The organism is Lacibacter sp. H407 (assembly GCF_037892605.1).
Classification (GTDB): Bacteria; Bacteroidota; Bacteroidia; order Chitinophagales; family Chitinophagaceae; genus Lacibacter.
In genome coordinates, this window is the sequence record NZ_JBBKTU010000001.1 from 1217965 (window position 1) to 1243305 (window position 25341).

Genomic DNA, 25341 nt, shown 5'->3' on the forward strand with positions numbered 1-25341 from the left:
TCCTTATTTCTTCAAATAAAAATTCAATGCTTACAGATACACTTGCAACCATCTTTCAAAGAGATCTCACAAAACTTTATTCCGAAATAGAACAATACAAAAGCGAAGAGAAGCTTTGGATAACAGAACGATCCATTGCTAATTCAGCCGGTAATCTTTGTCTGCATTTAGCAGGTAATCTTAAAACGTATATTGGTGCTGAGCTTGGTGGTTTTGCTTACACACGAAACCGTGATCTTGAATTTTCTTTGAATGGTGTACCAAAAGCAGAATTGCTTTCAATGGTTGCTGAAACAAGAACGATTGTTGATGAAACATTACGCAGGCTTCCGGCAAATACATTACAGGAAGAATATCCAATGTTGGTATTTGCTGAAAAAACATCCACTGAATATTTTCTTGTACATCTGGCTGCGCATTTAAGTTATCATCTCGGGCAAATTAATTATCACAGGCGATTACTTGACGTGCAGAAATGATGCGTAAAGATTTTTATCTTGTATTCATAACTATAACACATGCTAAGCCTCATCAAAACAAATTCCGATAGCAGCGATTTCCGTTCATTGGTTGTTGCACTCGATGCCGATTTGCAGGCACGCTATGGCGAACAGCAATCTTTCTTTTCGCAATTCAATAAGCTCGATCATATCCATCATGTAATTGTGGCTTATGAAAATAACCAACCGGTTGGTTGTGGTGCATTTAAAGAATATGAGCTGGGAGTGGCAGAGATCAAACGCATGTTTGTGCAGCAGCAACAAAGGGGCAAAGGTATTGCAGGACAGATTTTAGCTGCACTAGAGCAATGGGCAAAAGAAGAAGGTTTTAAAACCTGTATTCTCGAAACTGCCATCAAGCAACCTGAAGCTATCAGGGTATATGAGCGTGAGGGATATAAACGTATTCCTAACTACGGACAATACATTGGTGTGGAGATCAGTTTGTGTATGCAGAAGCAATTGTAATGGTCCTCCCCCCATCGAACAAACAAACCTGCCAAACCCGCACAGGCAAAGGTTTCGCTAACAAGCGTTCTTAAACCTTTACAAAAATTTTATGTCTGTATTATAATTATATCAATTACTTTTGTTGCTCAATTTTATTAAGCAATTGACAAACGCAAATACATATCACACAATTGAAGTAAGTGCCAACAACAGCACTTCTAACTTCTATGTATTTTCCCCACGACCTCGACGCATCGTCTGATAGGACGAGCCCTTCACCCCGGCCCCTGTCAGTGAACAACCTCCCGGTAATACTCTTAGGATTGGTGACCCCTCGTTTTTGACAAGCTTTTCAATCATGAACAATCAGGAAATTATTATACGTGTAGCCAATAGTGGCGATACGCACTATTCCGAAACAATTACACGGGAGATGGAAGAAAGTGCCAAAGCAAGAGGCACCGGTATTGCCAAACGCAGCCCCGAATATGTAGCCAACAAAATGAACGAAGGCAAAGCTGTTATTGCGTTGCTCAAAGATGGTACATGGGTTGGCTTCTGCTACATTGAAACATGGAGCCATGGAGCGTTTGTTGCCAACAGCGGATTGATCGTGTCACCAGCGTTCCGGAAGAGCGGCGTTGCCAAACAGATCAAAGAACGCATCTTCAAACTGTCACGGCAATTATTTCCTGAGTCAAAGATCTTTGGTTTAACAACAGGGTTGGCGGTAATGAAAATTAATTCCGACCTCGGTTACGAACCTGTTACTTACAGTGAGCTTACACAAGACGAGGAGTTTTGGGCCGGCTGCAAAAGCTGTGTCAACTATGATATTCTCATGAGTAAAGAGCGGAAAAACTGTATGTGTACCGCTATGCTTTACGATCCGAAAGATCATTATGAGCCGGAAGAAACAAAACAATTCTTTGAAGAAAATAAAAAAGGATTTGAGCGTTTGCTTCGCTTAAAAGAATGGAAGTTCCTGAAAGCATTTCGCAGGAAAGAAGATAAAAACGGCGGTGAAGCAAAACCAAAAAAATTCTTTCATTATTTCTTTAATTTTTAATACGGTGTCTCCAACGCAAGTTCACTATTGAATTTTGGTTGCGTCGCACTCTTCTACGTTCAATAATTCTATTCAGCAATGGCAAACAAAAAAATTGTACTCGGCTTTAGTGGTGGATTGGATACTACTTACTGCGCCAAATATCTCAGCGATGATAAAGGTTATGAAATTCATTCGGTGATTGTGAACACCGGCGGCTTCAGTGAAGACGAATTAAAAAAGATCGAAGCGCATGCTTATAATCTTGGTGTAAAATCGCATACAACGGTTGATGCAGTAAAAGGTTACTACGAACGCATCATTAAGTTCCTGGTATTCGGGAACTGTTTAAAGAATAATACATACCCGTTAAGTGTAAGTGCAGAGCGCTTAAGTCAGGCATTGCATATTGCTGAACATGCAAAGAAATTAAATGCTGATGCAGTGGCACACGGCAGCACCGGTGCGGGTAATGACCAGGTGCGTTTTGATATGATCTTCCACATCATGATTCCCGGTGTTGAGATCATCACTCCCATTCGTGATATGAAGCTGAGCCGTGAGGAAGAAATTTCTTACCTCAAGAGCAAGGGAGTAGAAATGAATTTTGAAAAAGCAGCTTATTCAATTAATAAAGGACTTTGGGGAACAAGCATTGGCGGAAAAGAAACCCTCAACAGTAAAGGCATGTTACCTGAGGAAGCATGGCCAACGCAGGTAAGTAAAACCGGAAGCGAAGAAGTAAAACTTCATTTTGAAAAAGGTGAATTGAAAGCAGTGAATGATCAACAATTCGATCACCCGGTTGATGCCATCAATCATTTACAATCTATTGCTGGTGCGTATGGTATTGCAAGAGACATTCATGTGGGTGATACTATCATTGGTATTAAAGGTCGTGTGGGTTTTGAAGCAGCTGCTCCAATGGTGATCCTGAAAGCGCATCATGCATTAGAAAAGCATGTGCTCACCAAATGGCAGTTGCAATGGAAAGATACATTGGCTCAGTTCTACGGCAACTGGATGCACGAAGGACAGATCCTTGATCCTGTGATGCGTGATGTTGAAGCATACTTCATAAGCAGTCAGCAAAATGTAACAGGTGATGTGTTTGTACAATTGATGCCTTATCGTTTCCAGGTAATTGGTATCGACAGCAAATACGATCTCATGAGCAGCAAGTTTGGTAAGTATGGTGAAATGAACACCGGCTTTACCGGTGATGATGTGAGAGGCTTTTCAAAAATATTCGGCAATCAAACTTCTATCTGGACTTCAGTTCAGGAAGAAAATAAAAAATAACAAATGAGAAATGAAGAATGAGAAAGCAACTGAAGTATCGGTTTTCACTTTTTCATTTCACATTCTTCATTCTTAATTTTTCATTATGAGTATCAGAATAGGAATCATTGGTGGAGCAGGTTATACAGGTGGCGAATTGATTCGTTTGTTGATCAATCATCCTTCTGCTGAGTTATCGTTTATTCATAGCAGAAGTAATGCAGGTGAACCTGTTTATAAAGTACACCAGGATCTCGTTGGTGAAACGGAATTAAAGTTCACTGGTGAGTTATCGAACGACGTGGATGTGTTGTTTCTCTGTCTTGGGCATGGCGAATCAAAAAAGTTCTTAGCTGAGAATACAATTGATGAAAAGATCAAAGTAATTGATCTCGCCAACGATTTTCGTTTAGCAAATAGTTCAACAATTGGCAACCGCAAATTTGTTTACGGTTTACCGGAATTGAACAAAGAGCAAATCAAAACCGCAAACAACATTGCGAACCCGGGATGCTTTGCTACTACGCTTCAACTTGGTTTATTGCCATTAGCAAAAGCAGGGTTGCTGAAAGATGTGTACACAACCGGCATCACCGGTAGTACAGGTGCAGGACAAAGTTTGTCTGCTACTTCACACTTCAGCTGGAGAGCAAATAATATCCAGGCCTATAAAACATTAACGCATCAACATCTCGGAGAAATCGGCGAATCATTATTGCAGTTACAACCGAACAGTGATATTGCCGTGAACTTTGTTCCCTGGCGTGGCGATTTCACCAGAGGAATTTTCATCAGCTCACAATTGAAATGTGAAAAGAGTTTGGATGAGCTGAACAAACTCTACGAAGATTTTTATGCAGATGCTGCATTTACACATGTGATTAAAGAAGCTGTTTTCTTAAAACAAGTGGTAAATACAAACAAGTGTCTCATTCAATTAGAGAAAGTTGCTGACATGCTTGTTGTTCATTCAGCAGCGGATAACTTATTAAAAGGAGCAAGCGGACAAGCGGTACAAAACATGAACCTGTTGTTTGGCCTGGATGAGAAAGCAGGATTGAATTTGAAAGCAAATTATTTTTAGCATAACCGCAAAGACACAAAGGCGCAAAGAATTTCAACTTAGCGTCTTGGCGACTTAGCGGTAAAAACACAAAACATGAACTTATTCGACGTTTACCCAATTAACAACATCGCCATTTCAAAAGCCAAGGGCACATATGTATGGGATGATCAAGGCGAACAGTATTTAGATCTTTACGGAGGTCATGCCGTGATCAGTATCGGACACACACATCCGCATTGGGTAAAACGAATTGAAGAGCAATTGAATAAAATTGCGTTCTACTCCAATTCCATTAAAATTCCATTACAAGAAGAATTAGCAGTGAAGCTTGGAAAAATAAGTGGTAAAGAAGATTACCAACTTTTCCTTTGCAATTCAGGAGCTGAAGCAAACGAGAATGCATTGAAGCTGGCAAGCTTTCACAACGGACGTAAGAAAATTGTGGCTTTTAAAAAAGCATTCCACGGTCGCACATCACTCGCCGTTAGCGCAACTGATAATAAAAATTACATCGCACCGGTAAATGAAACCGATAATGTGATCTTTCTTCCGTTGAATGATGAAGCAGCGTTGGAAGCTTGCTTTAAAAAGCAAGGCGATGAAATTTCTTCGGTGATCATTGAGGGGATTCAAGGTGTTGGCGGTATTAATGTTGCAGAAAATTCATTCCTCAAAAAGATCCGTTCACTCTGTGATCAATACGGTGCAGTTTACATTGCTGACAGTGTACAGTGTGGTTATGGCAGAAGCGGTAAGTTTTTCAGTCATGATTTTGCAGGCGTAAATGCGGATATCTACAGCATGGCAAAAGGTATGGGCAATGGTTTCCCGATCGGTGGGATCATTATTGCGCCACACATCAAACCCAAACATTTTCAGTTAGGCACAACTTTCGGCGGAAATCATTTGGCTTGTGCTGCTGCATTAGCAGTATTGGAAGTAATGGAAGAAGAGAAGCTGATGGGCAATGCGGTAATGATCGGTAAATATTTACGTGAGGAATTAGAAAAGATTGAAGAGCTTGAAAATGTAAGAGGCCGTGGTTTAATGATCGGCTTCGATGTACCTGAAGAATACAAGGAACTTAAGAAAAATTTATTGCTCAATCAAAAGATCTTCACCGGCGAAGCAAAACCGAATGTGATCCGTTTGCTGCCAAGCCTTGGTTTGAAGAAGAGAGATGCAGAAATGTTTATTGATGCAGTGAAGGAAGAACTTGAAGCGATGAAAGGTTAATTGTAAAAAGATTTTTTACTGATTTAATATAGATAAGGTTGAAACAATTTATTTCCGTTCATGATGTAAAAGACATTAATGCTTTTGTTGAAAAAGCATTAGCCTACAAAGCCAACCCGCTGAAAGATCAGGAATTGGGTAAGGGCAAACGTATAGGTCTTATTTTTTTAAATCCCAGTTTACGTACACGCCTTAGTACGCAGGTTGCTGCAGAGAATCTTGGTATGAAGCCGATCGTATTCAATGTAGGCAGCGAAGGCTGGACATGGGAGTTTGAAGAAGAGGCCATCATGAGTGGTACAACGGTTGAGCATGTAAAAGATGCAGCGCCAATTCTTGGAAATTATTTTGATGTGCTGGCCATCCGCACATTCCCTACGTTGCAAAATAAGAAAGATGATTACAGTGAACTGTTCATTAAACAGTTCATCAAATATGCAGGTGTACCCGTGGTGAGTTTGGAAAGTTCAACATTGCATCCATTGCAATCCTTGACCGACATCATCACCATCACCGAAACATTCAAAGAAAAACGCAAACCCAAAATTGTATTAACATGGGCGCCACATATTAAACCGTTACCACAATGTGTGAGCAACAGTTTTGCACAATGGATCAATGCATGGGGGGAAGCTGATTTTGTCATTACTCATCCCGAAGATTATGAACTCGATGAGCAATTCACAAATGGAGCAACCATCACACACAACCAGGATGAAGCATTGAAAGATGCGGACTTTGTATATGTAAAGAACTGGAGCACTTATACTGATTATGGTCGCATTTACTGTAACGATCCTGCATGGATGCTCACAGAAGAAAAACTGAAAACAACCAACAATGCGAAAGTGATGCATTGCTTACCCGTTCGCAGAAATGTAGAATTAAGTGATGAAGTACTTGACAGCAGCAACAGTATTGTTACCCAACAGGCGAGCAATCGTGTATGGGCTGCACAAACTGTTTTGGCAGAAATACTAAAAGGAAATGGATAAGCTGATTGTTATAAAAATTGGGGGCAACATTGTAGATGATGAAACAAAGCTTTCATCGTTCCTGCAAAGTTTTGCTGCAGAGGAAGGAAGGAAGATCCTTATTCATGGTGGTGGTAAAGTTGCAACCAAGGTCGGTGAATCATTGGGCATCGAAAGTAAATATGTTGACGGACGACGTATTACCGATGCTGCAACCATAGATTTAGTAACGATGGTATATGCCGGTCTCATCAACAAAAAAGTAATTGCACAATTGCAGGCGCTCAACTGCAATGCAATTGGAGTTACTGGTGCAGATGGTAATTTAATTCCTGCCAACAAGCGTCCGGTAAAAGAAATTGATTACGGTTTTGTGGGTGATGTGAAGTCGGATAAGATCAACGCACAAAGCTGGAGCAGTTTGTTAGATCATGGATTTGTTCCGGTGGTAGCACCTATTACCCATGATGGTAATGGTCAACTACTCAATACCAATGCCGACACGATTGCACAGGAAGTAGCAAAAGCAATGAGCAGCTTGTACGAAGTAAGTCTTATCTACTCGTTTGAAAAAGCAGGTGTTTTACTCGATGCAAATGATGATACAACGGTTATCAGCAATATCGATCCATCATCGTATCAAGAATTAAAAGCAGAAGGAAAAATATTTGCGGGCATGATCCCGAAACTTGATAACGCATTTGCTGCGTTAAACAGTGGCGTAAAAAAAGTAGTAATTGGTAAAGCAGAGCAATTGAAAGATCTGATCAATGGAGAAAGCGGAACATCCATTACAAACAGTTAAAAAAATTATTATGGCAAACCAGGACATCAGCCAACTTCACGCAGAGGCTCTTGAATTGTTAAAGCAGCTGATCGCCACTCCGTCTTTTTCAAAAGAGGAAAACGAAACTGCAGAAATTCTCATTCACTTTTTTGCACAAAAAGGAATTGAACATTTCCGTGTTGGCAACAACGTATATGCAAAGAATAAGTTTTACGATGCATCCAAACCATCGGTATTACTTAATTCGCATCATGATACGGTGAAGCCAAATGCGAAGTACACAAAAGATCCATTTGAACCAATTATTGAAGATGGAAAATTGTATGGTCTTGGCAGTAATGATGCCGGCGGTTGTTTGGTGAGCTTGATTGCTACATTTCTTTATTACTACGAAAAAGAAAATCTTTCACACAACGTAGTGTTTGCAGCAAGCGCCGAAGAAGAGATCAGCGGGGTAAACGGTATTGAACTGGTGTTACCTTATCTCGGCAATATCAACTTTGGTATTGTAGGTGAGCCAACAAAAATGGACATGGCTGTTGCCGAGCGTGGATTGATGGTGATCGACTGTATTGCACAAGGTAAGGCTGGTCATGCTGCACGCAAAGAAGGTGTGAATGCATTATATATTGCAGTTGATGATATTGAATGGATCAGAAATTATAAGTTCGACAAAGTAAGTCCGCTACTTGGTGAATCAATGTTGACGGCCACTGTAATTGGTACAGAGAACCAACAGCACAATGTAGTACCACCTCAATGCAAGTTTGTGATTGATGTACGTGTGAACGAGCTTTATACGTTTGATGAAATTCTTGGAGAGTTAAAACAAAACCTCAAGAGCCAGTTCAAGCCACGTACAACAAGAATGAAGTCAACTTCTATCCCCATGGATCATCCATTGGTGAAAGCAGGAATAGAATTAGGTCGTGGTTATTATGGATCACCAACAACAAGCGACAAAGCATTAATGCCTTTCCCCGCATTGAAAATGGGTCCCGGTGATAGTGCAAGAAGTCATACTGCCGATGAGTATATTTATATCGATGAGATCAAAGGTGGGATTGAGTTGTACATTCAGTTATTAGATAAGATTCTTTAAAAGCCGAAAGCATTCGCACATGAAACTCTGGAGCAAAGAAAACAGCAGCACATCAGCATTGGTAGAACAATTCACCGTTGGTCGTGATAAAGAATTTGATTTGCTCCTGGCAAAGTACGATGTACAAGGTTCCATTGCGCATGTTACCATGTTAGGCGAAGTGGGTTTGATGAGCAAAGAAGAAGCAGAAATTGCAGTAAATGGGTTGAAAGAAATTGCAGCAACAATTGAGCTTGGCTCTTTCATTATTGAAGAAGGAATTGAAGATGTGCACTCACAGGTTGAATACCTGCTCACACAAAAGATAGGTGACGTTGGTAAGAAAATCCACAGCGGAAGAAGCAGAAATGACCAAGTTGCTGTTGATATTAAATTATACCTGCGTGCAGAGATCAACAACATCAAAGACGAAGTAAAAAATCTGTTTGATCTGTTGGTGAAAACAGGTGATCAGCATAAGAATACATTATTGCCCGGCTATACTCATTTGCAGATTGCCATGCCCTCATCCGTTGGTTTATGGTTGGGTGCATATGCTGAAAGTTTGGTAGATGATCTGGAATTGTTAGCAGCAGCATACCAAGTGGCCAATAAAAATCCATTGGGCAGCGGTGCAGGCTATGGTTCATCTTTTCCGCTCAGCAGAAAACGCACAACAGAATTGTTACAGTTTAGTACGCTTAACTGGAATAGTGTGTATGCACAAATGAGCCGTGGTAAAACAGAGAAAGTAACAAGCATCGGTATGAGTTCTGTTGCAGCAACACTCAGCAAACTGGCGATGGATTGTTGCTTGTACATGAACCAAAACTTTGGTTTCATTTCATTTCCCGATGAGTTGACAACAGGCAGCAGCATTATGCCTCACAAGAAAAACCCCGATGTGTTTGAACTCATCCGTGCAAAATGCAATCGCATTCAATCGATCCCAAATGAATTGACATTGCTCATCAATAATCTGCCCTCCGGTTATCACCGTGATATGCAGTTGACAAAGGAAATTCTGTTTCCTGCAATCGAAGAACTGAAAGCATGTTTGCAACTCATGCAACTAATGCTCAGCAATATGAAGGTGAAAGAAAATATTCTTACCGATGAAAAGTATAAATATCTATTTAGTGTGGAAGCTGTAAATGAGCTGGTGAACAAAGGAGTGCCGTTCCGTGAAGCCTATCAGCAAGTTGGGAATTCCATTAACAAAGGAGAGTTTGAATACGATCTGCAACAATTGCATCATACCCATGAGGGAAGCATTGGTAACCTTTGCAGTGAAGAAATAAAAGCAGAGATGGAAAAGGTGATTGAAAAATTCGGGGCATAAAAAAAAGCCATGCACTTTCAGCGAATGGCTTTCATGGGTAAAGTTCATTCATATTATTCTGATATAAAGCTTTTCAATCTTCTGAATTGTTTTGTTTGCGGTGATTCGAATGATTCAACGAACAAGTGAACAATCTGTTTGATCGACTGCATAACAGAAGAACTTTTACGTACGGTTGGGTTCTTTTTCATAACGATTGGATTTAAGACTATAAAAGTAAAAAGAGTTCAACGTTTGTGCAAGCGTAGAAACAATGTTTTTTCCCTTGTTATTTTTACGGGTTTTCTTGTAAATATCATACTACATTCGATACATGATGCTCCTGCTTACCATATGGGTTTTCTACTTTTTCGTGCACAGTCTTTTGGCAAACGAAGCCGTAAAAGACAGGCTGACAAACAGTTTCAGGTTGTCGAAGCAAGTGTACAGACGATTGTATAACTTATTGAATCTGCTAGGGTTACCTGCCATTTTGTGGTTGCATTTCATTACTCCATCAACCTATTTATTTGCAGGTAACACAGTTTCTTTCGCTACAGGTTTACTCTTAGCAATAACTGGTTTGTGGCTGATGATGCTGGCTGCCAAAAGCTACGACCTTCGTGTTTTTTTTGGTTTTGGTACTGAAACAAAAATGCCGCTGCAGATAAAGGGGTTGCATCGTTATATGCGTCACCCGCTTTATAGTGGTACGCTTTTGTTGTGTTTTGGCATCTGCATGGCTTTTCCACAATTGAAAAACTGGTATGTCTTACTATTGATGTTTGTGTATCTACTGATCGGTATTTGGTTGGAAGAAAAAAAACTTATCCGGCATTTTGGCGATGCGTATGTGCAGTATAAGAAAAGAGTAAAACGACTCATCCCCGGAGTACTATGAAAAAATGATTTGTTTTCCTATATTGCAATCAAATCTCTATCCATGATTCAAAAACTACTGCTATCATCAGCAATTATTTTTATTGCTATTTCCTCTTTTGCACAAACGAAAAACACGTTTACCAGCATACGTCCACAACTCGAAAAAGTGATCAGCGATTATCCCAACCAGTTTGCATTAATTAAAGGTGAACAAAATCAAGGTAACCCCGGCATTATTGAGTACACTTCTAAAGTAGAATTAAAAGGAGCTGTTGAAACAAAAATTCTTGGCTATCCTGCCAATAAAAAAATCAATTGGTTATGGGAAGCAAAGTTGCTGGTAACAGAAGAAACCAGTGAAATGCAGAAACAATACAAAGCTTATTATAATGATATTGCCGGCAAATCACTTTTCAGCAAAGCATCCAACAGCAGTATCACTGCAACAGGGCCTTACAGTGCTCCAACAGAAAAGTTACGTTTATGGAGTAATCAATTCCGTATTAATGATGTAACAGGTGAGTTCAGCAGACTGGTAGTTGATCTGGTTGCTGAATTTGAAAATTTTGAATGGGTGATTTATCTGCGTGTATATGATAAAGAGAAAGATGAAGAAGTGCGACCAACAAAAGATAAAAACGATCCGTGGCGATATGGTAACAACCAGGGATTATAAAACTGAAACGTCACGCTAAAGCGTGACGTTTTTTTATTGTACAGTTATCACTTCATGATTCTTTTTGACAGCGAAATATTTCCACGCCCACATGATGGTGAAGCTGGGTACAAAATCCAACCCCGGTAACAACTCTTCTGCAAAATTGAATAACGAGCCAAAAGCACCTTTCCATCCACCGAATGTGCGGAAGAAGATAAGCGCCGAGATGGGTGCCCAGATTATGTCTGCAAATTCGCCAAGAAAAGGAAGTGCATAGCTGGCGTAACCAACTGCATCCATTGCGAGACAAAAAAGGAGAGACGTTTGTGGTTTGTTCATGTTGTATAAAATTAAACAGCTCTATGATGTGAAAAGAACTCCCAACGTTGCAGCGGAAATGAATTTATCAGGGTGCTTTATTTGCTTCTCCTTTACGCCATTCAGTAAACTCAGTCTCCGGTTGTTTTCGTTGCTCTTGGAATCAGATAAATTTCTTTCTGTCGCCCGCCAATGTAACGGAAACCATTCTCATCAAAATAACCATCCTGCTCCAGCATAATGCGAATGCTCTTTTTCCACTCCGGAATATCGGTTGCAGCGTTCAGTTCAATACTGTAAGCTGTACGGTAGTTCATGGGAAAATCGCCTGAACCGGGTACACCGCCCTGTTGATCCCACATGCCAATAGTTGGGCCGGCAGCATGACCATGAAAACCTAATGGATGCGTATAGATCACTGCAGCAATATTTTCTTTTTTTGCCTGCGCCAACGCATCTGCTAAAATCTGGTTACCGGTTTTGCCAAATTTGAATTGTGATGTAAGAATATCCTGCAAGCGGTTTGCTTTTGTAAATGCATCACGGATATTTTTCGGCACTTCTGTTTCGCCGGGCCTTTTTACATAGGCATGTTCCTGTACATCGGTATTCAATCGCAGATAGGTAATGCCAATATCTACATGTAACAGATCGCCGGGTTGAATTACATCATCTTTTGGTCGATTGGAAAAACTGCGAAGATGTTCAAAGTTTTGCGGATCGTTTCGTTGAATAGAAACAGATGGATGAAACCATGTACTGTATCCCATGCTTCTGATCTTTTCACGAAACCACCACACCACATCATCGGTTGTGGTAATGCCCGGTGTAATTACTTTTTCAGAAAATCCTTCTTCAATAATTTTTCTTGTTTCATACACCAGTTGCGGATAAAGCTGCATCTCCCTTTCTGTTCTTGTTTCTAACCAATTCACTGCAAGCGTTGCAGCACTCACCACTTTTGATTTGAAGGCTGCAGGAAGCTTTGCCATCATTTCATTGTAATCTGTTACATCTATTCCATCTGCATGTCCAAAATGAGTGGACGTATTGATACCGATCTTTTTTGGATTTCTTGTGCTGATGATATGCATCAACGCATCCCATTGATCCGGGAATTTTTGCATATCCCATTCTGCTTTGATATTGTCGCCAACATTATACCGTGCGATCGCAATTTTTTCAAATTGCTTTGTTGCCGAATTGTTGTAAAAAACAAGAATGGTTCTTCGCCTTGCAGATATCCAGGTGGAAGGTAACATGGTGCGTATAACAGGATCTTCATTATACTCTCTTGAAACAATCACCCATAAATCGATACCATTGCGTTCCATCAATGTTGGCAACAGGTTATTAAAACGATCTGCAAGAATTTCATCAATAACACGTGATTGCTCCCGCATTGAAATTGCCTGCGCATTAACATAACGAACGGACGTGAGTAAAAACAGGAAAAAAAGTAATCTTCTCATACATCAGAATTAGTTTTCTAAGTTACGAAAGCAACAAACTATTACCTGTGTAAGAAAATGGAGTAGAAAAAAATTTGTGAATTGATTTTTTATATTATTTTAGCAAACCTTTTAGAAAAGAAAAGGTCACCTGTAGAAACAGCTGACCGTTAACGATTGCTTGCCATATAAAAAAATAGATCTGTATCTTTACCTGTCGCTTGAAGCGACTTGATTCTTGGCCGTTTACGATGCTTCCCCTTTAACGATTGCCTGCCATATACTTTTTACGACCGAATCCGAGACAAATGTAAACCTGTTGTTTTTGCACATCAAATCAAAAAACGGGTCTTTTTATGACGTCAAAGTCGGGGAAAGGCAATGAAACACAGGCAGGACAAGGGTTTCAGGAAAAAAAATTATTATGGCCAACAGGTTTTCAGATACATTATTTCAATTAATTCATTCTTTAGAGAAAGCGGAGAAACGCCATTTTAAACTCTACATCAAGCGTAGTTCCTCCAAAGAAGACCTCAAGATCATCCAGCTTTTCGATGCCTTAGATAAAATGCAGGAGTATGATGAATATGCCCTGCTCAAAAAACTCACCGACAACAGCAAAACAAAACTCGCCAATCTCAAAACACATCTTTATAAAGAGGTGCTGGCCAGCTTGCGGCTACTCAAAACCGGAGAGAATGTGGATCTGCAGTTGAGTGAACACTTGGACAATGCCCGTTTGTTGTACAACAAAGGCTTGAAACAACAAAGCCTGCGCATTATTGAGAAAGCAAAAGAACTGGCAAGGGCCAATCAAAAGTTCAATACGCTGGTGCAGATCATTTCGCTGGAAAAGAAAATTGAAACTCTCCACATTACACGCAGTACAACGGATAAAACCGAGCAGATGGCACGTGAAGCACTCGATGTTAGCCGGCATATTGATCGTGTAACACGTTTATCAAATCTTGCATTGTTACTCTACCGCTGGTATGTGATCAACGGACATGCACGTAATGAAGAAGATGAAAAAGACATTAAAGATTTTTTCAAAAGTTATTTACCAAAAGATCTTACACTCGTAAACGGGTTTTATGAAAAACTCTATCTCTATCAAAGCTATTGCTGGTATGCGTTCATTCGCCAGGATTTTTTAATGTACTATCGTTATGCACAAAAGTGGGTTGATCTGTATAAAGAAGAGCCGCATTTAAAAAGCATTGAAACGGGTCATTATATCAAAGGCATGCAGGCATTGTTAAATGCACATTTTGATTTGCGCAACTTTGATAAGTTTGAAAAAACCGTACGTGAATTTGAAGCGTATGAAAAAACACCCGAAGCACAGCAACACGATAACTTCCGCACACATACTTCCATTTATATCAACAGTTCAAAAGTGAACGGACATTTGATGAAGGGAACATTTAAAGAAGGTTTGAAATTAGTACCGATCATCGAAGAGAAGTTGCATGAATATGCGTTGTTTGTAGATCAGCACAGGATACTTGTATTCAACTATAAAATTGCATCGTTGTATTTTGGAAACGGGAATTATGAAAAAGCAATTGACTATCTGCATCGCATTATTAACGGCCCGATGGACATTCGTATCGATCTTCAATGTTATGCCCGTTTAATGCATCTGCTGAGTCATTATGAATTGGGGAACTATGAAATACTTGATTCGTTGAGTAAATCGGTTCACCGTTTTATGGAAAAGATGAAAAATTTAACGACTGTGGAAGAAGCGGTTTTTAAATTTTTGAAAACAAGTTTTACGCAATCACCTGATAAGATCAAAAAGGCATTGGAAAAATTGTTGTCAGACATCAAACACCTGGAGAACAACCGTTTTCAAACACGCTCCTTTGCCTACCTCGATATCATTTCATGGGCCGAAAGTAAAGTATACAATAAAACCATGGAAGAAGTGGTGCATGGTAAGTATAAGAAGAGTAAGCGAAAATAATTGTACCCTGCCGGTGAGCTTGGGCTGGGTGGCTCACCCGCTGATCAAATCTTCATCAATCGTTCAACCGCCTGTTGCAAAGTTCTGTTTTGTTTGCTGAAACAAAAACGCACCACCTTATCATCTTTCTGGTTATGATAAAAAGCAGAGAGCGGAATGGTAGCAACACCCGCTTCTTTTGTTAAACGTATTGCCAGATCTTTATCTGCTTCATCACTGATGCGGCCATAGCTTGCACAAACAAAATAACTGCCACTCGTAGGAAGCAAATCAAATTTTGTCTGTTTCATCAACTCTATAAAATAATCACGCTTCTGTTGCATAAAACGTGGCAGCGATAAATAAGCATCCTTATTTTTTAAATAGTCAGCCAACGCAACCTGTGCTGGTGTAAAGCAACTGAAACAGTTGAATTGATGCACTTTCCTGAACTCTTTTGTAAAAGCAGCAGGAGCAATACAATAACCCAGCTTCCAACCTGTGCAATGATAGGTTTTGCCAAACGAAAAATTCACAAAGCTGCGTTCAAATAACTCCGGATACTTCAACATGCTTTCGTGTGGCAATTGATCATAGATCAAATGTTCATACACTTCATCACTCACAATAAAAATATTTGTACCGGCAACAATCGATTTTAATTCAGCTATATCATTTTTATCCAACACACTTCCTGTTGGATTATGCGGTGAGTTAATGAGAATCGCTTTTGTTTTTGCGGTGATGGATGCACGCACCAACTCCCAATCAATTTTATAATCAGGATACGTTAATGGAAGCGGAACTGCTTTTGCTCCATTGATCTCAATGTTGGGGATATAACTGTCGTAAGCCGGTTCAAACAAGATCACTTCATCGCCCGGTTGCAGAATCGCAGTCAACGACGAATAAATCGCATACGTACCGCCGGGTGTAATCGTGATCTCTGTATCAGGGTTCACTTTTGTTTGATAAAGAAATTCTACTTTCTCGGCGATGCTTTCACGCAAACCAATCAATCCCGGCATGGGTGCATATTGATTATGCCCATTCTTCATTGCTTCAGCAACTTTCCCTGTCAGTTCTTCACTCATCGGAAAATCGGGGAATCCTTGCCCGAGGTTCACTGCTTTATGTTCGGTTGCCAACGCACTCATCACGGTGAAAATGGTCGTACCAACATTGGGAAGTTTACTTTTGATCTGCATAACTACAAAGTAAAGAAGATGAATTGTTTCTGTACGTATTTATTCTGTGGAACTCTTTTTTCGGCAATAACTTACAGCTGTTAAACGGTTAAATACTTATCTTTCTTTACTAAAACTTTTTAACGATGAATGCCCGCCGAAAGTTTCTTGAACAATCTGCCTTGCTGGCTGCAGGAGGTTTACTGATCCCTGCGTTTGAATCCAATGCATTTTCGATTTTCAAAAGTCGTGTTTCCCCTTCCGATCAGGTAAACATTGGTGCTATTGGCATTAAAGGAATGGGCTGGAGTAATGTAATGGCAGCATTAAAAATTCCGGGTGTAAATCTGGTGGCTGTTTGTGATGTTGACAAATCTGTTATCGATAAACGGCTGGACGAGCTGAGCAAAAAAAATATAGCTACTTCCAACATAAAAAGATATGGCGATTACCGGAAGCTGCTTGAGCAGAAAGATATTGATGCGGTCATCATTGGCACACCCGATCACTGGCATGCACTCATGATGATCCACGCATGTGAAGCAGGTAAAGATGTGTATGTCGAAAAGCCGGTTGGTAATTCTATTATTGAGTGTAACAGAATGGTAGCTGCACAAAAACGTTATAATAAAATTGTACAGGCCGGACAATGGCAACGCAGTCAGCAACATTTTAAAGATGCCGTTGCTTTTGTACATAGCGGGCAGTTGGGGAATATACGAACAGCGAAAGTTTGGTGCTATCAAGGGTGGATGAAACCCGGACCGGTTGTTCCTGATTCAGCACCGCCGGAAGGTGTGGATTATAAACAATGGCTTGGTCCTGCGAAAACAAGACCGTTTAACAGCAGCCGTTTTCATTTTAATTTCAGATGGTTTTGGGATTATGCCGGAGGATTGATGACAGACTGGGGTGTGCATTTATTAGATTATGCATTGATTGGTATGAAAGCCGATCTGCCGATCAGCATTGCCGGGCTTGGCGGAAAATTTGCTTACCCCGATTTATATGAAGAAACACCTGATACATTAACTACACTGTATGAGTTTGATAAATTCAACATGGTTTGGGATTCTGCAATGGGTATTGATAATGGTTCATACGGAAGAGATCATGGTATTGCGTTTATTGGCAATAACGGAACACTCATTTTAAATCGTGGTGGTTGGGAAGTAATTGAAGAGCGCCAAAGTAAAAATAAAGTGATCATGCCGTTTCAAAAATCAGCAGATAACGGGCTTGATAAACACTGGGTGAATTTTATTGCTGCTGTAAAGTCACGCAAAGCTGAAGATTTACATTGTTCTATACAAGCGGGGGCGCATGTAGCTACAGTAGCACAAATGGGAAATATTTCTTTCAGAAGTGGAAAAAAATTATTGTGGAACAAAGCCAAGGGTGCGTTTACGGATGAAGCAATTAACAAACAATATTTATTGAACGAATACCATAATGGATATAAGTTACCGGTTGTTTAATTGAGTGCTGATGAGCTGCTAAATACATTCTCAACATTATTGCAAAAGCCTGTCAAGATTTCGACAGGCTTATTTTTTACAGATACGTTTGCTATTGGTTTCACTTATTTCGAAATCGGCATCTCCACATCATCCACCCACAACTTTGCATAGTCATCTTTCCATTGATGCTTCCAACGTTTATGGCTCCATAAATACAGATCGGGTTGTAAGTGGATGTTTTCTTCGAGGTGCCGTACATAACGGCGGATCAATTCTCCATCGGGTAACGACTTAGGATCTTCACACAATAGAAAATAATCAAAATGATAATGGCCTCTTTTCACACGGGTGGTCGTCATCATTACAACAGGAATCGATTGTACACGTGCAAACTTTTCAGGGCCTTTTACAAAACCGGCGGGCTTGTTTAAAAAATTGAGCCAATATGCATTGTCGGGTGTTACCGGTCGTTGATCAGCACCCAATGCAAGGAGGTATTGTTTTTTTCGCCAAGGGATAATGGCTCTCGCCATGTCGTTGCTTGAAAGCAAGGGATTACCCCACCGCCCACGGATATAACAAATGAGCCGGTTCATTACCTGGTTACTTTGCGGAAGATAAACGGTAAGAAATGTATAGGGTTGATTGATACCGGCATGCAACGTCATCATTTCCCAATTAAAAAAATGGCCGAGGTTTACCTGCACGGCTTTACCTGTTGCAAACAGTTGATGAAACACTTCAAAGTTGCCACTCAACCGTTTGTTCATTGTTTCCTTACTGATGGAAAGCAGTTTGATTGTTTCAATCCAGTTGTCACAAAAATTATGATAGAACTTATTGGCAATTTGCTTTTTTTCAATCGCTGTTTTTTCAGGAAATGCCTGTGTGAGGTTGTTCATCACAACATCTATCCGATAGCGTAGAACTTTTTGCAAAACAAAAGCACCCAAATCTGAGATCAGATAAAGTACACGCATGGGTAACAACGAAAACACATATAATATTCCAAAAACTAAGTAGTACATGGCTTGGGCAATTCGTCTGCAAGGTACACAGCCTTTACATAATTATTGCTATTTCTTGTATCATTCACATGTTTTGATCAGGAGCCGGTCAATATCAATTCGATACCGTTACCTTGTAACAAAACAAATATGGAAAAGCGAGTATTGGGTATCATTTTATCGTTGTTGGGAGTGGTGGGGATTATATATGCAGCAATTAGTTTTATTAATGGCGGCACAGGCACAACAAATATTAAGATGATCACAGCGTTCGGAGTTGTAGGCGCTATTTTCTTCTTTGCCGGTATTGGTCTTGTAAGAAATACAAATGACAAAGCAAGCTAAGGTTATAATCCCGCAAAAAATAACCGGTGCTGGAAAGTTGAACTGATAAAGAACAGGGTTCCAACACCGGCAATTATAAATCTCAAACATTTATTTCTTCGCTACAGCCATTACATCCCGCTTCTTCTGTTCAGCAAGAATGTTTGATAGGTGTGGCGTTGTGAGTTGTTGAATTTCATCTTCCGTAATATCAAGCGCTTTTGGGTTGGCCAATAACTGCAACCAAGGCTTCGGCGCATCAAAATTATACGAGCCAAAAACAATTACAGGTGTTCCTTTCACTTTTACTTTTTCATCGTTCTGCAATTCCCATTGTTCGGCCCACTCATATAAATGCTTTGCATCGGTTTCTAATAAACGCAAACAGGAATGCGATGCCGGATAGCCGGGCAACTCATATTGGTGCCAGCCAATCCCTTCTTTGTTTTGAATATTAAAATTCCAACGCAATTCCCACTCATCATTAAACGTACTGATGGTTTCTTCTGCTTTCCAATTGGTAAAGAATAAACCGGTAGGTGTTGGATTTTTTTTACTGCCCATATTCGTTGGACCCGTGTATGTCAACAATCCATTTTCATAAGTTGCAAATGTTTGCGTGGGGTACGAAAAGAAAATGATCTTTTTAATATCCCGCAGATACGAAACCTTTAATGGAAAAGGAAGATAAAACACAATATCACCCGTGAGATCAACCGGAATAATCACTGAATCCATTTTTGTAAAATGTGCACTGTCTGTTCGGTTCACTGCTAACGCAATGCGTAAATGCTCTTTACTTGATGCATGTTGTGTAAGCCATTGCTTCGCACTATCCGTTTTGTATGAGAGCTCTTTTGGTTCCGGTCGGCTGGGCAATACAAGTTCAGCAGGTTGAGTTTGTGTCAATTGATCACAAGACAATAAAACAAACAGGCTGAAACAAATTCCGAAAATACTTTTTTGCATAGTTGTAGATTAACAGGTAAAGATGAGCGAAACAGCCGTATCAACTGTTACATAATTACAGGAAAAGATTATGCCATTTTACTATTTCGGGGAGATTATGAACAGATGCTGTAATTAAACGGCGCAAAAATCAGGTCTGTTGGATTGTAATACTTTCATCCCTTTTCCCAATCGGGTATACAATCATCGCCATCAATTCATTACATCCAACAAACAGTTCATACCAATCGAACTTCCTGCATTGCTTTTGTAACGGCAGCTTTGCTACATAAACCTTTTCATCTATGCGATCATATGCACTGTTGCTGTTTTTGTTAGCTGCTGTTAACACCATTGCACAAACAGATACTTCCTATCACTTACTTTGGTACAAAGGAAAAAAAATCAAACCCAATGTATTGCTCACAATGAAAGGAGATACTGTTCGATTCAATCCTGCCAGCGGTGAATTGAAAGTGATCAGTAAAAGCGGTGATGGGAAACGATTCGACAACATGATGCTGGAGTTGAATAAAACCAATCAACGGATTCAGCAACAGATAACCCGTTTTGCAAAGTTTCCTAAACCCGTCCTCTCGTATTATGCAGGTGCGGTTCAAACATCCTTTACAGCAGTGCGGGAACAATACAGCAGTATTCTGTCAAATGTTGTACAGTTACCTGCAATACCAGGCAATACCGCTATTACAAAGCCGGGTGTGGGAGGCGCTGCTATTGAAACAAATCCGGAAGAAGAATTTGAAGAAACCATTCGCTTGTTCCGCCAGTATTATAAAGACCATGCGAATGATAATTTAAAACTTGTTCCTGTGCCACCCGATTATGATTACAGTTATTGTTTTACTTGTGATGAAGAAGGAAACAACGCTTTTGAACATGCACTTGAATTGTTTCGTGAAGAATTATCAAGAGGCGATAAAGAAATGCTGGAGAAAGCTTTTTTGATGGGTCGCAAAGCACTTTTTGAATTGGGTGAAGGAGACAAACTACGTCGTGTAATGCGTGAAGTAGAAATGATGAAAAATTATGTTCTCGATCGGCTTGCCTATCGTGTAAATGCACTTCTTGAAAAATACATTGACGATCCTGCCAAAACATATGCGGTGTTGCAAATAACACTCGAGATCGATCGCATCCGCCACTTGATAGGAGAAGAAGCAACTGACAACCTGATACCGAATGATTATTTCGACCGTTCATTTCTTGCTGTGAAAAATAAACTATTGCGTGCAGCCGATGAACGGGATTATGCAATTGCACTCAACCTGCAAGCAATATTATCACTAGCACGAACCATGCAGCTAACCGGAATTAATTCGGATGATTTTCTTGATAAAATGCTCGGCTTTAACCAGTTTAAACTCAACAGCAATATCACCGGTAAGCTGGGTGCCGATGGCGGCTATATTGCCGGACATATTCGTGGCGACAATTGGTTTGCTGCCATTCCCGACAGCAGTTGCAAATTACGTTGGGTACAAACAGGCACCGATATTCATCAATCGAAATATAATCTCTTGTCTGCTGAATTCAGAGGTCCCGCACTTGATATTCCCTACGTCGGCACAAAAAGCTGGATGAGTGATATTCCTTTGCTGCGCATCGACTTTTGTTCAACTGATCAAGACAGCATTATTGCTTATCCCTTTTATCCCGAAGGGTTTCAAGAGCTCTGGCAGTTTCCGCAACCAATGGGTGTAACAAACGCTGCAGAATTAAGAGGTGTTTTGTTGGGTTGCTTCATGGATATTGAACAGGTAAGACGTGATGCACAAGCGATGCAAAATCCGCAACAGATCGAAAAAATGAAAAAGGAAATGATGGCGCAATACGAATCGATGATGAAGCAAATGAAGAATGGTAAAATGCCTGCAACAGGCGATATGAGTTTACAAACACTCAACCAGTATAATAATATCCAGGAAATTACCCGCAAGGTTACCGACATGGTTCATCAGAAAGATCCCGGCAAGTATGTGTTTCAACCAACCGTAAACAACAAAAACAAAGTGATTGTAAAAGATAAGATCAATGGGAAAGAATTGTTTCCCGAAAATGCGGCCACTGAATATGCATGGTTTCATATTACACTGGAGCATGATCCTGACGGGCCGTATAAACTGCGGCTTTGATAATTATTGCTCATCAAAAAAATAGAAGATCGCAGCATTCACAGTTATTGCCTTTTTTGACTCAACCATGAAAACAACTTTCGTTGTTGCGCATATTTGTAAATCTTTGCTTACAATCAGCAAAGCTATCACTGCATGAACAGAAGAAAACCAACCGTACTGCCGCAAACGATTGTCTGTATCCTTTTGGCAACAATGTTACTCGGAGCGTGTATCAGTCCACGTAAAACCGATAAATGGGTTGCCAATTATTACGGCAGTGTACCTGCACCCATTAAACGAAAAAACGACCTGGTTACAGTACAATCGACTGTTGCATCGATGGGTTCGGTACTTTCCGAGAGCCGGAGAAAATCTGTAAGCGTATTACCGTTGATCGTTTACTGGAAATGGAATTATGTAAATGCCTGCCAGCTCAATCCGCAAATGGCACTGAATAATTTTACAACAACTGTAAACAGTTATGCCGTTCGTGTGCTGAAACCAAAACTGCCCAACCAAACCATGGAGTTAACCGTTGAAAAAATTCCTTCGGCGTTCGACCTGGATAATACCGGGCATTATATTTTTCTGGGACTTTATGGTGCCGGCTGGGAAACCGTAACGCTGCTGCCGCAGGAACATGCATTGCAGGTTTCTTACAAAGTGATCAACGCTGATAAAAGCATTGCCAAAACAGGAACAGTAACAGTGCCGATTTCGGTACAACCGGTAAAAGCAGGACTGTATCAATCGGTTAAGAAAAAAATGGGACTTTATTTGCAGCAGTACGATGCTGCAATGACGCTCATGGGCCGCAAACTGGTGGATAAGCTCGCAACAGAATTGTAAACAGCCTTACATTAAAAAAGAAGCGCCTGCCGTCCGGCAGGCTTTTTTATTATAAATATCTATGTTCTGTGTTTGGTACAAGTCTGCGGTATTATTGTCTATTGTTATAAATCTTATACTTTAATTATATTCAAAACACAAGATTGTATTCCCCTTTTCGTCGATAAAGCAAATCAACAAACTGCTTTCACTTTACGAACAGTACGTTAGAAAACACGATGTATTCAAAACATATCCTGAACCTAACCCGGAATCAACAAAAAAACAAGTCCAAAACCAATAACAATCAGATGGCAAAAAATCGATCGTTCAACAGGATGTTCCGCTTTCATCAGCAATCAATACTTTTTGTTTGCATGTTCCTGTTTACAATAGCAGGTACAAGAGCGCAAAATACCCTGCCCGCAAAAAAGAATACCAACAAGTTTATTCATAAAAGAGCAGGAAATCCCTACCTGCCATTGTGGGAACATTTACCCGACGGTGAGCCCCGTGTGTTTGAAGATCCTGACACGCCGGGAAAATACCGGGCTTATATCATTGGCTCACATGATCTGCGAGTGAACAGTTATTGCGGCCCCGACATTCGTATCTGGTCGGCACCGGTAGAAGACTTATCGAGTTGGCGAGATGAAGGCCCTGTGTTTACCTACCCGATCGACAATCAGTGGGATGTAATGTATGCCCCCGATCTCGTAGAAGTAAAACGTAAGAACGGTAAAAAGGAATACTACCTGTACCCTCACAGTCGTGGTCGCAACCGGGAAGCGATGGTGGTAAAGGGAGATCGTCCTGATGGTCCTTTTACTCCCATCAACTTAACAGCAGATGGTAAGGCAACTGTACCTGGAAGTATTTTAGGTTTCGACCCTGCCGTGTATGTTGAATACATCACCGATCCAAAAGATCCTGATTACGCAATTGGTTTCCGTGCCTATGGTTACTGGGGTTTTCAGGGTTCATCTGCAGCACAATTAGATCAGAATACGATGTACACGCTGCGTCCCGGCACCAGCATTCTCAAACCATTTTTACCTGCAAGCGCACGATATGGCGGAGCACTTCGTGAACCCGCAGGCACTGTGTATCCCAGCATTTTCCCGAATGAAGATCTGGGAACCTTCAACTTTTTTGAAGCATCATCTATCCGCAAAGTGGGCAACAAATTTGTGACCGTGTACAGTGGTTATTCCGGACCTGACTATGGATTGACCAGCTCTAACTCTACATTGCGTTATGCGTATGCCGACTCTCCTTTAGGCCCATGGAAAAGCGGTGGTGTATTGGTGGATTCCCGTGCGCCGGTTCTCAATCAGGATGGAACAGCTTTGCAAACAAGTTACTCCGGACATAATACACATGGAAGTATACAGGACATCAACGGTCAGTGGTATGCGTTTTACCACCGGCCGCCCCGGGGTTTTGGTTATGCACGTCAGCCAATGGTAGCCCCCGTTACGGTGATTGCCGATGAAAAACCGGTAGCAGATGGTGGAAGAGTTACCATCAGAGCATACGATCCTTATGCAACAGATAAGTTGTGGACCGCAAAAGACAACCAGGGAAAAGAATACAAAGGTGCCGAAGTTACTTCGGAAGGTTTTCATTTCTATGGCCTCGATCCCTATCAATATTATTCAGCAGGATATGCCTCTTATCTTTCAACTCCGGCCACCCAACAAGATTCATGGGATATCTGGGATAATCATATGCCGATTGAAAAAGTAAAAAACGGCCACATCATCGGTTATAAATATTTCGGATTTGGTGGGCTGTCGCAAAATAAAAACGGGTTGAAAGCTTTTGAAGGAACGAAGCCGGGTAACCAAACGAAGTTTCATCTTTTCCTGACACCCACTACAACAAAATCGTTCAAGGTGAATGTATGGATTGACGGGCCTTGGGATAATGCTACATGGAAAGGCAAAAAGATCGGTGAAGTAATTGTTCCTGCAAATTCCAAACAGGAGGTTACGCAATTCACGATTGATGTAGCGAAATATGTAGACAACCTGGATAAAAAGCATGCAATCTTTTTAGTAGCAGATGGAGATAGCACAGATGTACTGTTCAACTTAAGTGGACTTGGTTTCAGTTCAAAGACAAAGAAATTGGTACGTCCCGTTGTTCCTGTTGTTAACATTATGGTCAATGGAAAAGCAATTGATATTCCTGCTACGCCGGTAAGATCTACCAATGCAAATGGCATTACAGAATACAATATTTACCAGGCAACAGTGAAAGTTCCCGCAACTACAACAGCCATACCGAAAGTAACAGCATCTTCGAACAACCGCACTGTAAAAGTGAGCATTACGCAAGCTTCGTCAAAAGAGGGAAATGCGGTTGTAAAATTTGATTACAAAGGCGTTGTAAAAACGTACAATGTGATGTTTGTCCCGGAATAAAATACACTACACTTCTACA

General features: G+C 40.5%; 23 protein-coding genes. 18 read left to right on the forward strand and 5 right to left on the reverse strand.

Annotation, left to right across the window (positions count from 1 at the left end):
- Nucleotides 1–26 precede the first annotated feature (26 nt).
- The 12 genes from WG989_RS05230 to WG989_RS05285 all read left to right on the forward strand — a co-directional run bounded on the left by WG989_RS05230 (nt 27) and on the right by WG989_RS05285 (nt 11302).
- Nucleotides 27–479 (forward strand): DinB family protein, encoded by a 453-nt coding sequence (locus tag WG989_RS05230; RefSeq protein ID WP_340427835.1) that lies wholly within the window; start codon nt 27–29, stop codon nt 477–479.
- Nucleotides 480–518: 39 nt separating this feature from the next.
- Nucleotides 519–968: a GNAT family N-acetyltransferase gene (locus WG989_RS05235; RefSeq protein ID WP_340427836.1), complete on the forward strand. Its 450-nt coding sequence runs from the start codon at nt 519–521 to the stop codon at nt 966–968.
- Nucleotides 969–1308: 340 nt separating this feature from the next.
- The gene (locus WG989_RS05240) at nt 1309–2019 is read left to right on the forward strand and encodes a GNAT family N-acetyltransferase (protein WP_340427838.1); all 711 of its coding nucleotides are present in this window, start codon (nt 1309–1311) and stop codon (nt 2017–2019) included.
- Between the two features lie 78 nt (nt 2020–2097).
- Nucleotides 2098–3300 carry an argininosuccinate synthase gene (gene argG, locus WG989_RS05245; protein WP_340427840.1) on the forward strand — a complete coding sequence of 401 codons (1203 nt, stop codon included), beginning with the start codon at nt 2098–2100 and terminating at the stop codon, nt 3298–3300.
- A gap of 85 nt (nt 3301–3385) precedes the next feature.
- Entirely contained in the window at nt 3386–4363 is a 978-nt protein-coding gene (argC, locus tag WG989_RS05250; protein ID WP_340427841.1) for an N-acetyl-gamma-glutamyl-phosphate reductase, read from the forward strand.
- Between the two features lie 75 nt (nt 4364–4438).
- On the forward strand, nt 4439–5581 hold the full coding sequence (locus WG989_RS05255; RefSeq protein WP_340427842.1) for an aspartate aminotransferase family protein: 1143 nt from the start codon (nt 4439–4441) through the stop codon (nt 5579–5581).
- A 38-nt stretch (nt 5582–5619) separates the two neighbouring features.
- Complete coding sequence (locus WG989_RS05260; protein ID WP_340427843.1) at nt 5620–6576, forward strand: Rossmann-fold NAD(P)-binding domain-containing protein; 957 nt, start codon at nt 5620–5622, stop codon at nt 6574–6576.
- Nucleotides 6569–7360 carry an acetylglutamate kinase gene (argB, locus tag WG989_RS05265; RefSeq protein WP_340427845.1) on the forward strand — a complete coding sequence of 264 codons (792 nt, stop codon included), beginning with the start codon at nt 6569–6571 and terminating at the stop codon, nt 7358–7360. The genes WG989_RS05260 and argB overlap by 8 nt, the downstream gene beginning before the upstream one ends.
- A gap of 10 nt (nt 7361–7370) precedes the next feature.
- A complete protein-coding gene (locus tag WG989_RS05270; protein WP_340427847.1) occupies nt 7371–8444 on the forward strand; it encodes a M20 family metallo-hydrolase in 1074 nt (357 codons plus the stop codon).
- 19 nt (nt 8445–8463) lie between these two features.
- A complete protein-coding gene (gene argH / locus WG989_RS05275) occupies nt 8464–9765 on the forward strand; it encodes an argininosuccinate lyase (RefSeq protein WP_340427848.1) in 1302 nt (433 codons plus the stop codon).
- A gap of 316 nt (nt 9766–10081) precedes the next feature.
- The gene (locus WG989_RS05280; protein WP_340431694.1) at nt 10082–10645 is read left to right on the forward strand and encodes a methyltransferase family protein; all 564 of its coding nucleotides are present in this window, start codon (nt 10082–10084) and stop codon (nt 10643–10645) included.
- Nucleotides 10646–10687: 42 nt separating this feature from the next.
- Nucleotides 10688–11302, forward strand: a complete 615-nt coding sequence (locus tag WG989_RS05285; RefSeq protein WP_340427849.1) for a hypothetical protein — start codon at nt 10688–10690, stop codon at nt 11300–11302.
- A gap of 33 nt (nt 11303–11335) precedes the next feature.
- Here the strand turns inward: WG989_RS05285 and WG989_RS05290 are convergent, their stop codons facing one another.
- On the reverse strand, nt 11336–11623 hold the full coding sequence (locus WG989_RS05290; RefSeq protein WP_340427851.1) for a hypothetical protein: 288 nt from the start codon (nt 11621–11623) through the stop codon (nt 11336–11338).
- A 110-nt stretch (nt 11624–11733) separates the two neighbouring features.
- The gene (locus tag WG989_RS05295; protein ID WP_340427853.1) at nt 11734–13074 is read right to left on the reverse strand and encodes a M24 family metallopeptidase; all 1341 of its coding nucleotides are present in this window, start codon (nt 13072–13074) and stop codon (nt 11734–11736) included.
- A 403-nt stretch (nt 13075–13477) separates the two neighbouring features.
- Here WG989_RS05295 and WG989_RS05300 point away from each other — a divergent pair, with 403 nt between their 5' ends.
- Nucleotides 13478–15025, forward strand: a complete 1548-nt coding sequence (locus WG989_RS05300) for a BRO1 domain-containing protein (protein WP_340427855.1) — start codon at nt 13478–13480, stop codon at nt 15023–15025.
- 44 nt (nt 15026–15069) lie between these two features.
- Here WG989_RS05300 and WG989_RS05305 read toward each other — a convergent pair whose 3' ends face one another.
- Nucleotides 15070–16212, reverse strand: coding sequence for a methionine aminotransferase (locus tag WG989_RS05305; protein WP_340427856.1), 1143 nt, complete (start codon nt 16210–16212; stop codon nt 15070–15072).
- A gap of 125 nt (nt 16213–16337) precedes the next feature.
- Between WG989_RS05305 and WG989_RS05310 the strand changes: the two genes are divergently transcribed.
- Nucleotides 16338–17669: a Gfo/Idh/MocA family protein gene (locus WG989_RS05310; RefSeq protein WP_340427857.1), complete on the forward strand. Its 1332-nt coding sequence runs from the start codon at nt 16338–16340 to the stop codon at nt 17667–17669.
- A 104-nt stretch (nt 17670–17773) separates the two neighbouring features.
- Here WG989_RS05310 and WG989_RS05315 read toward each other — a convergent pair whose 3' ends face one another.
- Nucleotides 17774–18679 carry a lysophospholipid acyltransferase family protein gene (locus tag WG989_RS05315; protein WP_340427858.1) on the reverse strand — a complete coding sequence of 302 codons (906 nt, stop codon included), beginning with the start codon at nt 18677–18679 and terminating at the stop codon, nt 17774–17776.
- A gap of 129 nt (nt 18680–18808) precedes the next feature.
- Here WG989_RS05315 and WG989_RS05320 point away from each other — a divergent pair, with 129 nt between their 5' ends.
- A complete protein-coding gene (locus tag WG989_RS05320; RefSeq protein WP_340427860.1) occupies nt 18809–19003 on the forward strand; it encodes a hypothetical protein in 195 nt (64 codons plus the stop codon).
- Between the two features lie 90 nt (nt 19004–19093).
- Here WG989_RS05320 and WG989_RS05325 read toward each other — a convergent pair whose 3' ends face one another.
- A complete protein-coding gene (locus WG989_RS05325; protein WP_340427861.1) occupies nt 19094–19951 on the reverse strand; it encodes a L,D-transpeptidase in 858 nt (285 codons plus the stop codon).
- A gap of 284 nt (nt 19952–20235) precedes the next feature.
- Here WG989_RS05325 and WG989_RS05330 point away from each other — a divergent pair, with 284 nt between their 5' ends.
- From WG989_RS05330 to WG989_RS05340, 3 genes are all read left to right on the forward strand, one after another.
- Complete coding sequence (locus WG989_RS05330; protein WP_340427863.1) at nt 20236–22083, forward strand: hypothetical protein; 1848 nt, start codon at nt 20236–20238, stop codon at nt 22081–22083.
- A 135-nt stretch (nt 22084–22218) separates the two neighbouring features.
- A complete protein-coding gene (locus WG989_RS05335; protein WP_340427864.1) occupies nt 22219–22914 on the forward strand; it encodes a hypothetical protein in 696 nt (231 codons plus the stop codon).
- A 290-nt stretch (nt 22915–23204) separates the two neighbouring features.
- Nucleotides 23205–25322, forward strand: a complete 2118-nt coding sequence (locus tag WG989_RS05340; protein WP_340427865.1) for a glycoside hydrolase family protein — start codon at nt 23205–23207, stop codon at nt 25320–25322.
- Nucleotides 25323–25341 lie beyond the last annotated feature (19 nt).